The sequence below is a fragment of the Sinomonas humi genome, from assembly GCF_000802235.1.
In the GTDB taxonomy this organism is placed as follows: domain Bacteria; phylum Actinomycetota; class Actinomycetes; order Actinomycetales; family Micrococcaceae; genus Sinomonas; species Sinomonas humi.
In genome coordinates, this window is sequence record NZ_JTDL01000138.1 from 49,605 (window position 1) to 66,559 (window position 16,955).

The 16,955-nt window shown below is 67.2% G+C and carries 17 protein-coding genes, 1 tRNA gene and 1 pseudogene; 5 read left to right on the top strand and 14 right to left on the bottom strand.

All coding sequences use genetic code 11. The annotated features are described in order from the left end of the window. Positions 1-64: 64 nt before the first annotated feature. The 5 genes from trxA to LK10_RS14590 form a co-directional block, all read right to left on the bottom strand. Positions 65-442 (bottom strand): thioredoxin, encoded by a 378-nt coding sequence (trxA, locus tag LK10_RS14570; protein ID WP_043125111.1) that lies wholly within the window; start codon positions 440-442, stop codon positions 65-67. 77 nt (positions 443-519) lie between these two features. Continuing rightward, complete coding sequence (locus LK10_RS14575; RefSeq protein WP_043125113.1) at positions 520-1,761, bottom strand: MFS transporter; 1,242 nt, start codon at positions 1,759-1,761, stop codon at positions 520-522. Further along, a complete protein-coding gene (locus LK10_RS14580; protein WP_043125116.1) occupies positions 1,758-2,219 on the bottom strand; it encodes a MarR family winged helix-turn-helix transcriptional regulator in 462 nt (153 codons plus the stop codon). The genes LK10_RS14575 and LK10_RS14580 overlap by 4 nt, the downstream gene beginning before the upstream one ends. Before the next feature lie 260 nt (positions 2,220-2,479). Next, positions 2,480-2,561 (bottom strand) — tRNA-Tyr (locus LK10_RS14585). Positions 2,562-2,664: 103 nt separating this feature from the next. Then, positions 2,665-2,949, bottom strand: coding sequence for a hypothetical protein (locus tag LK10_RS14590; protein ID WP_052207390.1), 285 nt, complete (start codon positions 2,947-2,949; stop codon positions 2,665-2,667). Positions 2,950-3,127: 178 nt separating this feature from the next. On the opposite strand from LK10_RS14590, the gene LK10_RS14595 reads away from it, so the two are divergent. After that, complete coding sequence (locus LK10_RS14595) at positions 3,128-3,613, top strand: YajQ family cyclic di-GMP-binding protein (protein WP_043125118.1); 486 nt, start codon at positions 3,128-3,130, stop codon at positions 3,611-3,613. A gap of 117 nt (positions 3,614-3,730) precedes the next feature. After that, on the top strand, positions 3,731-4,501 hold the full coding sequence (locus LK10_RS14600) for a potassium channel family protein (protein WP_043125121.1): 771 nt from the start codon (positions 3,731-3,733) through the stop codon (positions 4,499-4,501). 15 nt (positions 4,502-4,516) lie between these two features. Here the strand turns inward: LK10_RS14600 and LK10_RS21480 are convergent, their stop codons facing one another. Further along, positions 4,517-4,690: a DUF4236 domain-containing protein gene (locus tag LK10_RS21480; protein WP_081998571.1), complete on the bottom strand. Its 174-nt coding sequence runs from the start codon at positions 4,688-4,690 to the stop codon at positions 4,517-4,519. A 343-nt stretch (positions 4,691-5,033) separates the two neighbouring features. Further along, the gene (locus tag LK10_RS22675; protein WP_231567786.1) at positions 5,034-5,951 is read right to left on the bottom strand and encodes a DUF3761 domain-containing protein; all 918 of its coding nucleotides are present in this window, start codon (positions 5,949-5,951) and stop codon (positions 5,034-5,036) included. Positions 5,952-6,096: 145 nt separating this feature from the next. Here LK10_RS22675 and LK10_RS14610 point away from each other — a divergent pair, with 145 nt between their 5' ends. Continuing rightward, positions 6,097-6,879, top strand: coding sequence for an alpha/beta fold hydrolase (locus LK10_RS14610; protein ID WP_043125167.1), 783 nt, complete (start codon positions 6,097-6,099; stop codon positions 6,877-6,879). Positions 6,880-6,888: 9 nt separating this feature from the next. Here LK10_RS14610 and LK10_RS14615 read toward each other — a convergent pair whose 3' ends face one another. Genes LK10_RS14615 through LK10_RS14625 form a run of 3 tightly spaced genes read right to left on the bottom strand, consistent with a single transcriptional unit; the run spans position 6,889 to position 9,906 of the window. Beyond that, a complete protein-coding gene (locus LK10_RS14615; protein WP_043125123.1) occupies positions 6,889-8,160 on the bottom strand; it encodes an MFS transporter in 1,272 nt (423 codons plus the stop codon). 55 nt (positions 8,161-8,215) lie between these two features. Then, positions 8,216-9,094, bottom strand: coding sequence for a zinc metalloprotease HtpX (gene htpX / locus LK10_RS14620; protein WP_043125125.1), 879 nt, complete (start codon positions 9,092-9,094; stop codon positions 8,216-8,218). A gap of 29 nt (positions 9,095-9,123) precedes the next feature. After that, positions 9,124-9,906 carry an esterase/lipase family protein gene (locus LK10_RS14625; RefSeq protein WP_052207391.1) on the bottom strand — a complete coding sequence of 261 codons (783 nt, stop codon included), beginning with the start codon at positions 9,904-9,906 and terminating at the stop codon, positions 9,124-9,126. A gap of 171 nt (positions 9,907-10,077) precedes the next feature. Here LK10_RS14625 and LK10_RS14630 point away from each other — a divergent pair, with 171 nt between their 5' ends. Further along, positions 10,078-10,569 (top strand): Fur family transcriptional regulator, encoded by a 492-nt coding sequence (locus tag LK10_RS14630; protein WP_052207392.1) that lies wholly within the window; start codon positions 10,078-10,080, stop codon positions 10,567-10,569. 41 nt (positions 10,570-10,610) lie between these two features. Continuing rightward, positions 10,611-12,056 (top strand): catalase, encoded by a 1,446-nt coding sequence (locus LK10_RS14635; protein ID WP_052207393.1) that lies wholly within the window; start codon positions 10,611-10,613, stop codon positions 12,054-12,056. Between the two features lie 167 nt (positions 12,057-12,223). On the opposite strand, the gene LK10_RS14640 is transcribed toward LK10_RS14635, so the two are convergent. The 4 genes and pseudogenes from LK10_RS14640 to LK10_RS22340 all read right to left on the bottom strand — a co-directional run. Continuing rightward, positions 12,224-12,826, bottom strand: a complete 603-nt coding sequence (locus tag LK10_RS14640) for a TetR/AcrR family transcriptional regulator (protein ID WP_043125128.1) — start codon at positions 12,824-12,826, stop codon at positions 12,224-12,226. 84 nt (positions 12,827-12,910) lie between these two features. Next, positions 12,911-14,443 (bottom strand): APC family permease, encoded by a 1,533-nt coding sequence (locus LK10_RS14645; RefSeq protein ID WP_043125130.1) that lies wholly within the window; start codon positions 14,441-14,443, stop codon positions 12,911-12,913. Positions 14,444-14,594: 151 nt separating this feature from the next. Beyond that, complete coding sequence (locus LK10_RS20970) at positions 14,595-16,304, bottom strand: sigma-70 family RNA polymerase sigma factor (RefSeq protein WP_052207394.1); 1,710 nt, start codon at positions 16,302-16,304, stop codon at positions 14,595-14,597. A 124-nt stretch (positions 16,305-16,428) separates the two neighbouring features. Further along, positions 16,429-16,955 (bottom strand): annotated as a pseudogene (locus LK10_RS22340) (pyridine nucleotide-disulfide oxidoreductase); the annotation flags it as partial.

The window sequence follows — 16,955 nt, forward strand, 5'->3', positions numbered from 1 at the left end:
GGCACCGGAGAACGACGACGGCGCCGCTCCCCGAAGGGGAACGGCGCCGTGGCGTCGGAGGGCTTCAGTTCTCGCCGCGGGCTGCCTGAGCCTCAGCGACCTTGCGGTGGACGTCCTCCATGTCGAGGCCCTTGACCGCTGTGATGACCTGCTCGAGCGCCTCGGGCGGAAGCGCTCCCGGCTGCGAGAACACGAGGACCTTCTCACGGAAGGCCATGAGAGTCGGGATCGACGTGATGTTGGCCTGAGCGGCGAGGACTTGTTCGGCCTCGGTGTCGACCTTGGCGAACACGACATCCTGGTGCTTCTCCGAGGCGGCCTCGTACGTCGGGGCGAACTGGCGGCAGGGCCCGCACCACGAGGCCCAGAAGTCGACGAGAACGATGTCGTTCTTCTCGATGGTGTCAGCGAAATCTTCGCCTGTGATGTTCTTGGTGGCCATTGACGCTCTCCTCACGATTGCGGTCGTCTAAGGAATCAACGACCCGTTCCGGAGGAACATTCCCCCGACCCGCAGCCTCAAACGGCCGCCGGCTCATGCTCGGAGAGGTAGGCCCGCCCCGCGAGGGCGATCCCGATGGCGATCACGAGGGCCACGGCGGCCACGAAGAACGGGATCGGGGCACCGAAGGTTTCGCCCAGCTTCGTCGCGACATACGGTGCAAGCGCGCCGCCCATCCAGCGGACGAAGTTGTAACCCGCACTCGCGACGGGGCGAGGCGAGTCGGAGACGCCCATGGCGAGTTCGGTGTAGACGGTGTTGTTGACCCCGAGCAGGGCGCCCGCGACGATCACGAGAACGACGATGCCCGGCACCGAGTGGACAGCAGCGGCGATGCCGATTCCTGCGAGGTCCAGCGCAAGGCCTGCGAGGGTGCCTGTGAGGACCTTGACGTCACCGAAGCGCGCCTGAAGCTGCGGGGCCACGAACACTGAGCACAGGGCGAGGGCAACGCCCCACCCGAAGAACACTGCACCGATCCCGTAGGCGCTCATGCCGAGGATGAACGGCACGAAGGCCAGCACGGTGAAGAAGCCGAAGTTGTAGAAGAAGGCGCTGCCCGCCGTCGTGCGCAGGCCCGGGTGGGCGAGCGCCCGAATCGGCGCGCTGAGTCGCGTCTTCTGGGCTGGGGCGGGCGTCTTGGGGAGCATCACGATGAGGGCGATGAAGGCGATTGCCATGAGCGTCGCGGTGCCGAAGAACGGAGCGCGCCACTTCCAGCCGCCGAGCAGGGCCCCGGCGAGCGGGCCGAGCGAGATGCCGAGGCCGAGGGCGGCTTCGTAGAGGATGATCGCCGTCGATGTCCCGCCGGTCGCGACGCTGACGATCACCGCAAGCGCCGTCGCCACGAACAATGCGTTGCCGAGACCCCAGCCGGCGCGGAAGCCGACGAGCTGCCAGACCGAATTGCTCGTGCCGGAGAGCGAGGCGAAGACGACGATGAGGGCCAGGCCGATGAGGAGCGTCTTCTTCCCACCAATGCGCGACGAGACGAAGCCCGTCACAAGCATCGCGACAGCCGTGACGAGGAAGTAGCTCGTGAAGAGGAGCGACACCTCGCTCGGGGTCGCCTTCAGGTTCACCGCAATGGACGGGAGGATCGGGTCCACCAGACCGATGCCCATGAATGCGAAGACGGCCGCGATGGCCGTCGCCCAGACGGCCTTCGGCTGGCGGAAGAACGAGGCCTTTTCGGCCTCGAGGGTGGTTTCCGCGCTTGAGGTCTTTCCAGAAGTGTGGACTGCTGACTCGGCAGTCATTCGATGTGCTCCTTGGGGTTCGAGATAGTGTGAAGCCGCTCGTTGATCTTGTCCATGACGGGCAGGGCCGTGCGGAGGGCCTCGAGTTCGGCGGGTTCGAGGGTTTCGAGGACATCGACCATGCGGGCGGTCCGGCGTCGGTTGGCGTCGGCCGCGGCTCGGTCACCGGCGTCGGTCCGGCGGACGACGACGGCGCGCGCGTCCCTGGGGTCAGCGCGCCTTTCGAGGAGGCCGGCCCGCTCGAGGCGGCTGACCTGTTCCGTGGCGGAGGGGACCCTGACGCCGAGATTCTCCGCGATGACGCCCATCCGCAACCCATCCCCACCACACATGGTGAGGATGCTTACTTGGGTCGTGGAGAGCTCAAGGTCGCCGTCGAGACGACGCGAGACGAACACAGCGAGGCGCAGCATCCCGCGGAAGCGATCGGCGAGGTCCGCGAGCTCCTTTTCCTTCATAGTTAGGAAGCCTAAATGTTAGGGAGCCTAAATTCAAGAGGTTGAGACGGACTTCACGTCTCTGACGGAGTCCCGGCCTCTGCCTTCGGGAAGGGGGTTAACCGGAACGGCGGGGGTTGAAACCGGCGCCTGCAAGGGGGACCGGCACTCTTTCCGGCAACCGGCGCCTTTGTCCGGGGCTTCGATCCCCCGGGCCCCACCAGAACCGAGCCCAATCGGATACGACGAAACCCCAGTCCGCAGACCGGGGTTTCGGTGGGTGGCAGATGAGGGATTCGAACCCCCGTAGGCAATGCCAGCTGATTTACAGTCAGCCCCCTTTGGCCGCTCGGGTAATCTGCCGAGAACGCGTCAGAACTGGCCGGAGCCACATTCCGCTGAGCGAGCAAGACAACCTTACAGAACATCGTGGCCTCAGTCGAATCGGCGCCGTCAGGCGCGGGTGTCAGGCTACGGAGCCGTCGTCGGCCGTGCTGCCCAGGATCTCTCGCTGCAGCTTGACCTCGAAGAGAGCGGCCTGCTCGGCCGTGATCTGGTGGAGCGCTACCGCCCGCTGAAGGTCCTGGTGGATCCCACCCAGACGTGCCTCCGGTGCCTGAGCGGGAGACATGACGATGCCAGCCGCAACGGTCGCCGCGACGACGCCGCCCGCAGCCGCTGCGACACCGTCCGCAACAACGCGGACTGCGGAACGCCTCGCTGCGGGTTCCGAGTTGGACTTCCGTGCCACGATTTGCTCCTTCCGGATCTTCCGTCCACTCAACGTTCTCGTGCGAACATCCGCTCCCGCTGGACTTCGGCTAAGAGTGAACTGTGACCGCGAGCGCCCTCGCACAGGGAGCAACTAGGCTGGGCGCAGACAACCCGATCCGCCGCGCGAAGCGGCGCGCCACGTGCAGGAGGCAGCAATGGCTGATTCGACATTCGACGTCGTGAGCAAGGTCGACAAGCAGGAGGTCGCCAACGCGCTCAACCAGTCGCAAAAGGAGATCGCGCAGCGCTACGACTTCAAAGGAGTCGGAGCGGATATCGACCACAGCGGCGAGAAGATCCTCATGAAGGCCAACTCGGAAGAGCGGGTGAAGGCAGTCCTCGACGTGTTCCAGTCGAAGCTCGTCAAGCGGGGCATCTCCCTCAAGTCCCTCGACGCAGGCGAGCCGTTCGCCTCGGGCAAGGAGTACCGCATCGAGGCCTCGATCAAGGAGGGCATCTCCCAGGAGCACGCGAAGAAGATCTCCAAGCTCATCCGGGACGAGGCCCCGAAGAGCGTCAAGGCCCAGATCCAGGGCGACGAACTGCGCGTCTCGTCGAAGTCACGCGACGACCTGCAGGCCACGATCGCCCTCCTCAAGGGCTTCGAAGAAGCGGACCTGCAGTTCGTCAACTTCCGCTGATCCGAAGACTTCTCACGGAATTCGCAGGGCAAGAGGACCGCGGCCATACGGCTGCGGTCCTCTTGCACGCCCGGCCCCACGAGCACGAGTCAGCAAAGCGGGATTACCGTCTGCAGCATGACTCTCGAACGATGGCAGCGGATCTCCGAATGGCCCATGGTCGCCGCCGCCCTCCTGCTTCTCGCCGCCTATTCCGTGCAGGTGATCGGCGACCTTCGCGGTTCTGCCGGCCTCTGGGCGGACGACGTCATCTGGATTGCCTGGGCCATGTTCGTCCTCGACTTTGCGGCGAGGCTCTGGCTCGCATCGAACAGACGCCGTTGGTTCCTACGGAACTCCTACGAATTGGTGATCCTGGCGTTGCCGGCCTTGCGGCCCTTGAGATTGCTGCGCCTCGTGGTCTTCCTCAAGGTGTTCCAGAACCGGGCGGGGGCCGCGTTGCGCGGACGCCTGCTCACATTCGTTCTGGGCTCGGCGGCCGTGCTCGTGTACTGCGGTTGGCTCGCCGTCCTAGACGCCGAACAGAATGACCCCCAGGCGAACATCCGATCGTTCGGCGACGCGCTCTGGTGGGCGCTCACGACGATAACGACGGTGGGGTACGGCGACCGCTACCCCGTGACCCCCGTGGGCCGCTTCGCCGCAGCGGGGTTGATGCTCTCAGGAATTGCCGTCCTCGGCGTCGTCACCGCTTCCATCGCCTCGTGGCTCGTCGAGAACGTCTCGAAGGAAGCAGCGGCGAAGACCGCGGAAGCGATCGAAGAAGCGGTCGAGGCCATGGATGATCCGCTCGAGGACCAGATCCGCTCGCTCACCGAGCAGGTAGCGAAGCTCACCGCTGCCGTCGAATCCAGGAACCGACGACAAATCAGGCCGACGGAACCATGACGCCGAACGGCGTCCTCAGCGGCGCTTGCCCATCCGCCAAGTAAGGCCGGGTGCGAGCCTCAGCGTGACGCCTCGGCGACTGTTGAACGTCACAGGGCCCACGCGCTCGCTGACCGAGACGCCCGACTTCGAGACGTTCACGCTTGTGTTCCTCCCAAGCGTGAAGCGCTTGCGATAGATGAGGCCCACTTCTCCCCCTTGCCTGCCGGCGCTTTGGATACCTCATGCTTGGGATAACTCATAGCGCTGTCGAATGGTAGCTCGGATGCTAGCAGTTCGGCCTCGTTCCATTCTGAGGGCGGCTTCACTGCCGCGACATAGCTGTAGCACAGTCTCGCTAGATAGCTTTTTCAAAGCGGCGCACCCGGTGCGGTGCGAGGGCCTCAGGACCGGGGGCCCTGTAGCGGGAGCGTCGCCAGAACTGCCCTTCGCATGGGTGAGGCCCCGGACTTCAGTCCGGGGCCTCGTGCGTTGTACGGGCGGAGCGACGGCGCTCAGCGGCAAGGCCGCAGGCCCTTACGCGGACGCCCGCCTACTTGTACCAGACCGCGACGCCTCCGTGATGCGAGCACGTCCCGCTGTGGGTCGCGGAGTACGAGAGGGTTCCGTCGTTGCACTTGGCGGTTGCGCCGGCTGGCGCAGGCGCCACCGGAGCAGGCGCAGGCGCCACCGGAGCAGGCGCAGGCGCCACCGGAGCAGGCGCAGGCGCCACCGGAGCAGGCGCAGGCGCCGCTGGCGCGGGAGCAGCGGGGGCCGGCGCCGGAGCCGCCGCGGCGACATAGGTCTCGTACGCGTCCCACCAGTCGGTGGCGATGGCCTGTTGCGCGGTTGCCAGCGCGAGCTGGCCCGAGCAGACCAGCGTATGGAGCTTGTTCTCGAGATCGTCCTTGGCCTTGGACCCACCGGTCGAGGCAGTCGACGGTTCGGGCCAGAGGTTGTGCACGTCCGAGGGCGCGCCGCCCAACTCGAGCGGGATGAGGTGATCCTCCTCGTAGTCGGCCGGGTTGAGGTCGCCCTGGTAGGCGTACCCGGCCCGCAGCTGGTCGAGCTTGAGCTGGGAGGTGTACGAGGACGGCGGACGAACCGTCGTCGTCCATCCCGAAACGCAGATGGTGCTCGCGATGTCGCCTTGCGACACTGAGGGGTTCGTCGCGCCGGGCGTCGCAGCCCGGTCGGGCAGGATCGCCCCGCTCGCCACAGCTTCCGTCCCGCCCAACGTGGCCCCAGCGTAGGCCGGGGCGGACGACGACGGCGCCTCCGCCGTCGTCGGCGTCGCCGAGGCGCTGATCACCGGTGTGGCGCTCGCGGACGGAGAGCTGCTCGGCGAGCTGGCTACGGAGGCCGCGCCCGACGACGGTGCGAACGACGACGCTCCCCCGGCTGTCGAAGCCTGCGTTCCCCCGCACCCTGCCAAGGCAACCGCGAGCGCGGCCGACGTGAAACCCAGCAAGTACGAAGCTCCCCTGACCCGCACTATTCCCCCCAAAACTCGGTTGTCAAAGACCATAAATCCAGATCCCGGATGCAGCTTTTCATTGCGAGCCGCCGTGCGCAAGCATTTCCTCATCGCCCCTGCGCGTCCTAGCGTGATCCCCATGGAAACCGTGACCTCACACGATGGAACAGTCATCGCCTTCGACCGGCTCGGCGCAGGCGATCCGCTCATTCTCGTCTCCGGCGCCTCGTGCGACCGTCAGGCCGACGCGGCCCTCGCCAACGCGCTCGCCGAACGCTTCGACGTCGTCAACTACGATCGGCGCGGCCGCGGTGAGAGCACCGACACACTCCCGTTCGCCGTCGACCGCGAGATCGAGGACATCAGCGCCCTCCTCGACGTGGTCGGGGGCGCCGCGATCCTCGTCGGGCTCTCCTCAGGCGCTGCGCTCGCGGCGCGCGCGGCCGAGAAGCTGCCCGTTCGCGCACTCGTCATGTGGGAGCCGCCGTACCCGACTGACGAACAGGGCCTCGCCGCAGCCACGGCTTACACGGCCGCGCTCAAAGACCGCCTCGAGGCGGGCGACCAAGACGGTGCGTTCGCCCTGTTCCTCCAACGAGTCGGCCTGCCCGAGGAGGCGATCGCGGGGATGCGGCACTCGCCGTACTGGCCGCAGGGCGTGCGTCTCGCCCCTACCCTCGCATACGACGACGCCGCCCTCGGCGGCTCCATCCCCGCCGACGTCTTCGGCGCGATCAGCGTCCCGGCACTCGTCCTGGCCGGCGGGGCCAGCCCGAAGATGCTGCAGGACGGTGCGAGGGCGACAGCCGAGGCGATTCGGGGATCCGTCTTCGACACGCTCGAAGGCCAAACCCACGACGCCGCAGCGGACGTGCTCGCAGCCGCAGTCGTGGACTTCACGGCGCAGCTCCCGGCAGGCTAGCGCGGGAACTCACGGGGTCGGGTTCAGTGCGTCGTAGTGCGCGAACTTCGGCTGCGCGAGGCGGAGCACGCCCACGAGCGCGATGCACACGAGCGCACCGACGACGACGGCGAGCCCCTCCCCGAGCCAGCTTCCCATGCCTCCGGCGAACACGTCGCCGAGACGGGGCCCACCGGCGACGACGACCGTGAACACTCCTTGGAGGCGTCCCCGCATCGAGTCCGGCGTCGCCGCCAAAAGGATGGTGGAGCGCAGCGAGGAACTCACGGAGTCCGCTGCGCCCGCGGCCACCATGCACACGAGCGCGGGAAGGAGCCACCACGTGGCCGCCCCCGGCGAGCTTCGACCGGCGCCGAGGACCACAAGCCCAAAAGCGAGGATGCTCGCGCCCCACCCGATGACGGCCAGTTGGACGCCGCGGCCCTGCCAGCGCAGCCTGCCGACGGGGCCGGAGAACAGGCCGCCGAGGAAGGTGCCGGCCGCGATGCCGCCGAGCAGAGCTCCCGCTGTCGCGGCGCCGCCGCCGATCGAGACGGCCGCGACGGCGGGCAGGAGCGAGCGCGGCATGGCGAAGACCATCGCGCAGAGGTCGATCAAGAACGTCATGCGGATGTTCGGGCGGGTGCCGAGGAACTTGAAGCCTTCCGCGACCGATCGCAGTCCCGCGCGCCGCACCTCACCCTCGGGCGGGAGCGACGGAAGACGGAACAGCGCCCACATGGCGACCGTGAAGCTGAGCACGTCGAGCGTGTAGGTCCAGCCGTACCCCACGCTCGCGACGAGAGCGCCGGCCAGGAGCGGCCCGACCGCGCCACCAAGGCCGAACGTGATCATGTTGAGGGAGTTGGCCGCGACGAGGAGCTCGGGCCGGATGAGCCGGGCGATGATGCTGCTCCGCGCGGGCATGTTGATGCCCGAGCCGAGGGCTTGGAGCGCGACGAGCACGTAGATGAGCGCCACGCTCCCTACGTGCAGCCACGCCTGCAGCGCGATGAGGGCGCTCGTTCCCCACAGGAGCGCGGACGAGGCGATCGCGACGATCCTGCGATCGTGCGCATCCACAATCGCCCCGCCATACAGACCTGCGGCGATCAGTGGGACGAGCGCGACAAGTCCGAGCAGACCCACGTCGAAGCTCGAGCGCGTGAGGTCATAGACCTGAAGGCTCACCGCCGTAAGGGTGAGCTGGCTGCCAAGGATGCTCAGGAGCTGCCCGGTCCACATGCGGCGGAAGTCCAGGCTCTCCCGCAGGGGGGTCACATCGGCCAGCAGACTCTGCACCGAAGAAGCTTAGCCTCCCGAAAGACCTGCGCCGCAAAGTCTTCCGGCCCCAGGATCAGCGCTCGAGGCGACCGGCCATGGTCTCGAGGCGGTTGATGCGGTCCTTCATCGGCGGGTGGGTCGAGAACATGTTGGCCACGCCGCCGCCCCGCTTGAACGGGTTCGCGATCATGAGGTGCGATGTGTTGACGAGGGACTGGTCCTTCGGGAGCGGGTACTGTCGCACGCCGCCCTCGATCTTGCTGAGCGCGGATGCAAGGCCGAGCGGGTCGCCCGTGAGGCGGGAACCGTCCTCGTCGGCGTCGTATTCGCGCGTGCGCGAGATCGCGAGCTGGATCATGCTCGCCGCAAACGGGGCGAGCAGGGCCAGCGCGAGGAGGGCAAACGGGTTCGCGTTGCGATTGCGGCTGTCCCCACCGCCGAAGAACATCGCGAACTGCGCGACCGAGGTGATGACACCGGCCACAGCCGCGGCGATCGACGACGTGAGGATGTCACGGTTGTAGACGTGCATGAGCTCGTGCCCGAGCACGCCTCGCAGCTCCCGCGCGTCGAGCATCTGGAGGATGCCCTCGGTGCAGCAGACGGCGGCGTGCTGTGGGTTGCGTCCGGTCGCGAACGCGTTGGGCGCCTGGGTGGGCGAGATGTAGATCCGCGGCATGGGCTGGTTGGCCCGCTGCGAGAGCTCGCGGACAATCTGGTAGAGCCCCGGAGCCTCCGCTTCACTGACAGGGTAGGCCTGCATGGAGCGGAGCGCGATCTTGTCGCTGTTCCAATAGCTGTATGCGGTAGTCGCGACGCCGATGGCCGCGAACAGCCAGATCGGCGCGGCGCTGCGGGTGCCCGCACCGATGAGCCCCCCGATGCCGAGGAGCACGGCCCACAGGACGCCGAACAGCACGGCGGTCTTGAGCCCGTTGTGATGGTTGTGCACAGTAACCTCCTGCCCCTTCAACGAACAACTCAGCCTGCTTGCTCCCCGGAACCGCCAACTTCGTCTTGGAGGAAGTCGTCGACGACGGCCCTGAGCTCCGGACTGGCGAGGATCCAGAAGTGTCCAATGACGGGGAGCACGATATTGTGGCCGCCTTCGAGCCGAGTCGAGCGCCCCACAAGCGGATCGAACCGTGCACCGACCGAGACGATGCGCGCGTTCACCACGAGGTTCTTCGCGAGCGAGCCGAGCACCGGATGGCCCGGATAGAACGAGCGGAGGGGCCTGGTCGGCGCGAACCTCGAATAGCGTGCCCCCTCGAACGGGGTGCCGATCGCGAGCATCCGGGCCACGAGACCCTCATGGGTGTAGGCGGTCATGAGAAGCTTCCCGACCAGGCCGCCCTTGCTGTGGGCGATGACGACAGCGTCCCTCACCCCGAGCTCGCGGAGCCGGGCGGCGGCAACCTCGGCGGTCGCCGGAATGGTCCGCCGGTTGTACCCGAGCTCCGGCAGGACGACGACGCGGTGCCCCCGTTCCTGGAGCCAACGGCGAAGCGGGTCCATGAAGCCCGCGGGTTCGTAGATTCCCGGGATGAGGACGACGTCGTCCTTCGCCCCGCGTGCCGATGACTCGTTGCCGGACGCTCCGCCGGGCGCACCCGCGGGAGGGTGGACCGTCGTCGTCGTGACGCGCCCTTGGGCGATGGAGGCAACCTGCCTCCAGAGCGCGTAGGCCCAGTCGAGCACGACGCCGCCGGCGACGGCAAGCGCCTCACGGGGCGCCGTCGTCGTCCCCGTCGCTGCATCCACGGATTACTCCTTCCAAGGAGGGACGCAAGGTCCCATCGCCGCCAGCGTAGCCACGGCTCCTGTGCAGAAGCTGTCACACTTGCACCGCCTCCTGTCAAGCCCAGCCTCTATCGGGCTCAGGTGAGGCTCACCTTATTGTGAGTTGCTCAAAATAAATGCTTCAATGGGCTCATGGAACGCACGCACGGCAACGGGCATCAGCCCTCTGTGCCAGCTTGGTCTACGGCCCTCCGCGAGCACGGACGGCGCGTCACGCGCCAGCGCCTCGCGGTGCTCGACGCCGTCGAGCGCCATCCGCATTCCTCGGCCGACGCGATCCTCGCGATCGCCCGCGAAGACCTTCCCGAGATCACGCCTCAGTCCGTCTACGTCGTCCTCGGCGACCTCACGGATCTCGGCATGCTGCGCCGCTTCGAGCCCCCGCACTCCCCTGCGCTCTACGAGACGCGGGTCGGCGACAACCACCACCACGCGATCTGCTCGGTGTGCGGACGGGTGGAGGACGTTGAGTGCGCGGTCGGCCACGCACCCTGCCTCACTCCCAGCGAGACCCACGGAATGACGATCATGATCGCCGACGTCACCTACGTCGGCATCTGCTCGGACTGCGCTGCGAAGCAGCACGCGCCGTCCGGACCCCCTCAGAACCTCCCCGCCACCTAAACCCAAACTGCGCACAAGCGCGGAAAAAAAGAAGGAGAGTCATGACGGTCAACTACTCGACGACCCAGTCCGGCGCCCCTGTCACCTCGGACGCCCACGCACAGTCGCTGGGCCCCGATGGCGCGATCATCCTGACCGACCACTACCTGGTCGAGAAGCTCGCACAGTTCAACCGCGAGCGCGTCCCGGAGCGTGTGGTGCACGCCAAGGGCGGCGGCGCGTTCGGCGTCTTCAAGACGACCGAGGACGTCTCCCAGTACACGAAGGCCGCGCTCTTCCAGCCGGGCGTCGAGACCGAGATGCTCATCCGCTTCTCCTCCGTCGCTGGTGAGAACGGCTCGCCCGACACATGGCGCGACCCCCGCGGCTTCGCCGTCAAGTTCTACACGACCGAGGGCAACTACGACCTCGTCGGCAACAACACGCCCGTCTTCTTCATCCGCGACGGCATCAAGTTCCCCGACTTCATCCACTCGCAGAAGCGCCTTCCGGGCAGTCACCTGCACGATGCCGACATGGTGTGGGACTTCTGGACCCTCTCCCCCGAGTCGGCCCATCAGGTCACGTGGCTCATGGGCGATCGCGGCCTCCCGAAGTCGTGGCGCAACATGCAGGGCTACGGCTCGCACACGTACCAGTGGATCAACGCCTCAGGCGAGCGCTTCTGGGTCAAGTACCACTTCCACACCAACCAGGGCGTCGAGAACCTCACGAACGAGGAGGCCCAGCGGATTGCCGGCGAGAATGCCGACTACTACATCCAGGACCTCTACGAGAACATCGAAGAGGGCAACTTCCCGAGCTGGGAGCTCTTCGTGCAGGTCATGCCGTACGAGGAGGCCAAGACCTACCGGTACAACCCGTTCGACCTGACGAAGACGTGGTCCAAGAAGGACTTCCCCCTCATCAAGGTCGGCACGATGACCCTGAACCGGAACCCGGAGAACTACTTCGCCCAGATCGAGCAGGCCGCCTTCGCGCCGTCGAACTTCGTTCCCGGCATCGCAGCCTCGCCGGACAAGATGCTGCAGGCGCGCATCTTCTCCTACGCCGACGCGCACCGCTACCGCGTGGGCACGAACCACGCCCAGCTGCCGGTCAACGCGCCGAAGAACGAGGTGCGCAACTACAGCCAGGACGGCCCAGGGCGCTTCTACTACAACTCGCCGGAGACCCCGGTCTACGCTCCCAACTCTCTCGGGGGCCCGGCCGCCGTCGAGCCCGCCACCCCGGGTGGCGGCTGGGAGAACGACGGCGAGCTCACCCTCGCGGCGCATTCCCTCCACGCTGAGGACGGCGACTTCGTGCAGCCGGGCATCCTCTACCGCGAAGTGTTCGACGACGCCGCACGCGCCCGCTTCCTCGACACCATCGCCGGGGCGATCGGGGGCGTGAAGCGCGCTGACATCAAGGAGCGCGCAATCCAGTACTGGACGAACGTCGACGCAGAGCTCGGCGCCAAGCTCCGGGCAGAGCTCGGCAAGTAAGGCAAGCACGAAGTAGGCAAGCGCGGGGTCCCATGCCCTCTGAGGTGAGGGCCCCGCGCCCCCTGAGGTGAGGGCCCCGCGCCAACTTCCCCACTCCCCAACGTCCAATGGTCACGTAACGACGGTGTCAACCGTCGTTACGTGACCATTGGACGTTAAGGCGAGGATTAGGCGCGGCCTTCGAGGGACGGCCGCGTGGCCTCGAGCTGGCGGACGAACACATCGACAAGCATCTCGAACGATGCGGTGACAGCCTCGCGGTCGCCACAGATCACGTAGTCGTAAACGATGCCCATGGCTGAGGCGACGAAGGTACGGCCGCGGACTGCGGCGTCGTCGGCCGGGCAGCCCTCCTCCTCCAGCCATGACGAGAGGAAGTCGCACCAGCGGAGGTAGCCAGCCACCGAGTTACCCCGAGGGCGCTCGGCGACTGCATCCTGAACGGCGGCCTCGAACTCGAGGCGCTGGAGCTGCCGGCCGCGGTACTCGAGCGATTGGGTGAACACGCCGCGGGCCCAGAGCACGAGCTCGTCGAGGCCGAGGTGGCCGGCGCCTGGACGCTGCCTGTCGAATCGCGACTCAATGCCCCGGATGATCTCGGAGACGAGCTGCTCGCGATTGCCGAAATGATAGACGAGGACGTAGCTGCTGATGCCGAGCCCGTCGGCGAGGCTCCGGAAGGTGAGGTCGGCAAGGGTCTTGTCCAGCAGGAAATCGAGAATCTGCTCGAGCAGCTCCGTCTTCCGCTCTGGCCGCGGCGGTCTTGCCATAACTATTCCTTGCTACCGATCACAAATGTGCAATCGGATCTGCCGACTGTGTGTCCCCTTATTTGAGATCCTACAGCGGCCTTCTCAGGATTCCCGGCTCGTGACACGTTCCGCGGCCTCAGGCGCAACCGCCTGCCGCGCCTCGGTGAATCGCTCGTTGAGCCTCGAGTGGCGCCGACCGTACGAGAAGTAGATGATGAGCCCGATCACGACCCAGCCCGCCCAGTAGATCCACGTCTCGACCGCGAGGTTGGTCATGAGGTAGAGGCAGAGCACGGCCGAGACGATCGGGATGACCTTGCCGAACGGAACCCGGAACGAAGGCTTGAGGTCGGGGCGGCGCCTCCGCAGGACGATGATCCCAAGGCTCACGACGACGAACGCCGAGAGCGTGCCGATGTTGATCATCTCCTCGAGCACGTCGACCTGGGTGAGGCCCGCAACCAGGGCGACGAGGGCGCCGCACAGGATCTGGAGGCGTGCCGGCGTCGACCGCTTTTCCGAGGTGACCGAAAGCGCGCGGGGCAGGAGGCCGTCGCGGCTCATCGCGAGGACCACACGGGCGAAGCCCATGAGCAGCACCATGATGACGGTCGTGAGGCCCACGAGCGAGCCGAAGGCAATGACCTTGGCGGCGCCCGTGTTGCCTACGGCTTCGAAAGCGGTAGTGAGGGTCGGCTGGTCGGCGGCGGCAAGCGTCGTGTAGGGAACCATGCCGGTGAGGGCGAGAGAGACGAGGATGTAGAGGAGCGTCACGGCGCCAAGTCCGGCGAAGATGCCGCGCGGCAGCGTCTTCTGCGGGTCCTTGACTTCCTCTGCGCTCGTCGCGACGACGTCGAAGCCGATGAACGCGAAGAACACGAGGGCCGCGCCGCCGAACACGCCCAAGAGGCCGTACTGGGCAGGGGCCGAGCCGGTCGCGAACGCGAAGAGGGACTGCTGGAGGACGGCCGTGCTGCCCGAGGCGTGCGAGGGCACCGCAGCGGGAACGAACGGGCTGTAGTTCTGTGCCTTGACGTACATGAAGCCCACGACGATGACGAAGAGGACGACGGCGATCTTGACGACCGTGAAGAAGTTCGCCACCCGCGCGGACAGCTTCGTCCCCAGCACGAGCAGGGCCGTGAAGATCGCGACGATGAGGAACGGCCCCCATACGAGCTCAACCGGTCCGAGCTGGACGCTGGCCGGCACGTCGAGTCCGGCGAGGGCGAACACCTTGCTCAGGTAGAGGCCCCAGTACTTGGCGACGACGGCTCCGGCCGTGAAGAGCTCGAGGATCAGGTTCCAACCGATGATCCACGCAAGAAGCTCCCCCATGGTCGCGTACGTGAAGACGTAGGCGGAACCTGCCACCGGGATTGCGGTGGCGAACTCGGCGTAGCACATGATGGCCAGAGCACACGCGACCGCGGCGATGGCAAAGGAGACGGTCACGGCTGGCCCGGCAAAGCTCGCCGCGGCCTTGGCGCCCACCGAGAAGATGCCTGCCCCGACCGCTACCGCGATGCCCATGATCATGAGGTCCCAAGTGCTGAGGGAACGCTTGAGCCTCCTCCCGGGCTCGTCGGAATCGGCGAGCGTCTGCTCGATGGGCTTGGTGCGGAGGATCTGCATCGTCTTCCTGGGTCTCGGGTGGTGGCGGCCGCGGAGGCGAGTAGTCCGACCGGGCCAAAGCAACCCTTAACCATAGGAGTCCACTCCATGGGACGATCAAATCGTCTCAGTATGCGAAATTTAGGCCTTGCGTGCGCGGGAAAAATGTGCTTTAGAGCACTACGCGGTTGGACACGAACGTGCTCGTGAGGAGCTCCTTGAGCACGGCGTCTCCGCTGACCGGCGGCGGGGTGGAAGTCGCCCAGTCAAGGGTCAGCGCGTGGATCTGGGCGCCGCCGTCGAACGGGGTTGAGCAGGTGAGCGTCGTCGAAGCGGTGGCAGCATCAAGGAACGGCGAGCAGGACCACGGCGTCGACCACGCGGGCTGGGCAAGGGAGCCGTACCGGACAGTCACGACCGCTTCCGTCGGCGCGGACGGCTTCCGTGCCGGGTTCGCCTTGAGCTGGACGGTGTCGGAGCTCGTCGCCCCCGAAGTCTCGCTCAGCGTTCCGGCCAGTGTGTAAGGGAGAGCGGGTGCGCGCGTCGGGCTCGCGGTCGGACTCGACGTCGGGCCCACCGTAGGCGCTGCGGTGGGAGCCAGCGAGAGCTTCGGGACGGCGGGAGCCCGCGACGGGACTGGCACGGGCGCTCGTGGAGGTGCCGGGAGCGCGGTCGGCACAAGGACGGGAAGCGGGTACGCGGGTGCGAGCGGGTACGCGGGTGCGAGCGGGTACGCGGGTGCGAGCGGGTAGGCCGGAGGCGGGGGCTGGGCTGCGACGGGCTCCTGAACGGGCTCAGCAGCCGGGCTTGAGGTGGGTCCCGAGGGCTCGGCACGGCCGGGGCCAGACGGTGGAGAGGCCGACGACGGCGCTATCGCCGCGGGATCAGTCGATGCCGCCGATGCGGTGGGTGCCGCAGCCTCGGCAGGTGGTTCCCGGGGCACCCAGCCGAGAGAAGCGGCGGCGAAACCTCCCGCGATCACCATCAGAAGGGCAAGTCCGACGAGAACCAGGTTGGCCACCCCAACTTTGCCGGCCCCGCGCCGCACCCACTCGAGCCCGCCGAACGTGAGACCTCCCCCGACGATCTTCCCTGCCGTCGGAGCGAGAAACGGCAGCGCGGTCACGAGCGGGAAGACGATGGCGCGCATGCCGGCGCCGACGTCTTGGACCTCGAGCAGAGCAGCCGAACACTGGGGGCAGCCCTCGACGTGCTCGCGGACCTTCTTCTCATTCCGCGGGCTCAGGCCCTTCCGCGCGTAGGCGCCGAGCTTGTCGGCGAAGGGGGCGCACGCGTCGTCGACCGCCTCGGACGCGACGTGCGCCTGCAGGTAAGCCTGGCGAAGGCCCTCCCGCGCGCGCAGCGCGAGGGCCGAGACGGCGTTAGGCGAGAGCCCGAGCAGAGGCGCGACCGCGGACGGTTGCATTCCGTCGACCTCGGTGTACCAGAGCACGGCCTGCCAACGTTCGGGGAGCGTGCGGAAAGCTACGGCAACGGCGTCCGACTCGAAGCCCAAGAGCACCGGATCGTCGTAGGGCTGCTCGCCCTCGTAGCGCTCCATGTCCTCGCTCAGCGTCTGCCGCGCGGCCTTGGCATTTCCCCGGGCGGCGAGGCGAGCAATAGAGGTGAAGAGATATGCGCGGAAGAAGGCGTCGGGCCCCGAGCCGCTCTGAATTGCTGTCAGCACGTTCGCGAAGCCCTCGGAGGCGAGGTCCTCGGCGTCGCTCGCATTGCGCGCGTAGCGGCGCGCGAGTCCGACGGCGGCACTATGGTGCCGCTCGAAGAGCTGGGCGTACGCCTCGGTCGCGCCTGCGCGGACTTCGGCTATGAGCTGTGCGTCGCTGGGGGCAAGCGTGTCCACGGCGTCGGCACTCGCGGTCATGGAACGTCCTTCCGGCTCGACGGTCGCAATGACGTGAGAGTTCGCTGAGCCGATTCTATGACGCCGTTTTGTATCCCGATTTTTTGCGGGCCTTTCAGGCGCTCACGACCGGGCGGCCTAGGGCTTACCCCGCGTTCTTGCGCGAGATCCGCACCATTTCCTCGCGGGGGACGACTTTGACGCGTTCACGTTGCACGGGGGTGCCGCGCTCGGCGGACTCGGCGGTGAACTTCTCCCCGAGGGAGCGCTCGTGGGCGTCGAGCTCGTTCCAGCCCTCCCAGGTCGTGTACTCGACGCCGCGCTCCTCGAGCAGGGCGATGATGGCGTGCTCGTCGGGCTCCTGCGCCAGGGGGAGCGAGTCACGGTCCTCGAGCAGGCACCCGATCGTCTCAAGGGCGTCACCCTTCGTATGGCCGATCAGGCCCACGGGGCCGCGCTTGATCCACCCCGTCGTGTACACCCCGGGCACGGGGTTGCCCTCCGCGTCCAGGACCCGGCCCCCGTCGTTGGGGATCACGCCCCGGTGCACGTCGTACTCGAGCTCGGCCAGCTCCGAGCCGTGGTAGCCGATCGCCCGGTACACGGCCTGGACCGGGTAGTCCTCGAACTCCCCCGTGCCCCGGACATTGCCCGTCCCGTCCAGCTCCATCC

Coding starts and splice junctions, on each gene's coding strand:
- LK10_RS14635 (WP_052207393.1), top strand. CDS start 10,611: ATGACGGTCAACTACTCGACGACCCAGTCCGGCGCCCCTGTCACCTCG.
- LK10_RS14610 (WP_043125167.1), top strand. CDS start 6,097: ATGGAAACCGTGACCTCACACGATGGAACAGTCATCGCCTTCGACCGG.
- LK10_RS14575 (WP_043125113.1), bottom strand. CDS start 1,761: ATGACTGCCGAGTCAGCAGTCCACACTTCTGGAAAGACCTCAAGCGCG.
- LK10_RS14600 (WP_043125121.1), top strand. CDS start 3,731: ATGACTCTCGAACGATGGCAGCGGATCTCCGAATGGCCCATGGTCGCC.
- LK10_RS14630 (WP_052207392.1), top strand. CDS start 10,078: ATGGAACGCACGCACGGCAACGGGCATCAGCCCTCTGTGCCAGCTTGG.
- LK10_RS14595 (WP_043125118.1), top strand. CDS start 3,128: ATGGCTGATTCGACATTCGACGTCGTGAGCAAGGTCGACAAGCAGGAG.
- LK10_RS14645 (WP_043125130.1), bottom strand. CDS start 14,443: ATGCAGATCCTCCGCACCAAGCCCATCGAGCAGACGCTCGCCGATTCC.
- trxA (WP_043125111.1), bottom strand. CDS start 442: ATGGCCACCAAGAACATCACAGGCGAAGATTTCGCTGACACCATCGAG.
- LK10_RS14640 (WP_043125128.1), bottom strand. CDS start 12,826: ATGGCAAGACCGCCGCGGCCAGAGCGGAAGACGGAGCTGCTCGAGCAG.
- LK10_RS14580 (WP_043125116.1), bottom strand. CDS start 2,219: ATGAAGGAAAAGGAGCTCGCGGACCTCGCCGATCGCTTCCGCGGGATG.
- LK10_RS20970 (WP_052207394.1), bottom strand. CDS start 16,304: ATGACCGCGAGTGCCGACGCCGTGGACACGCTTGCCCCCAGCGACGCA.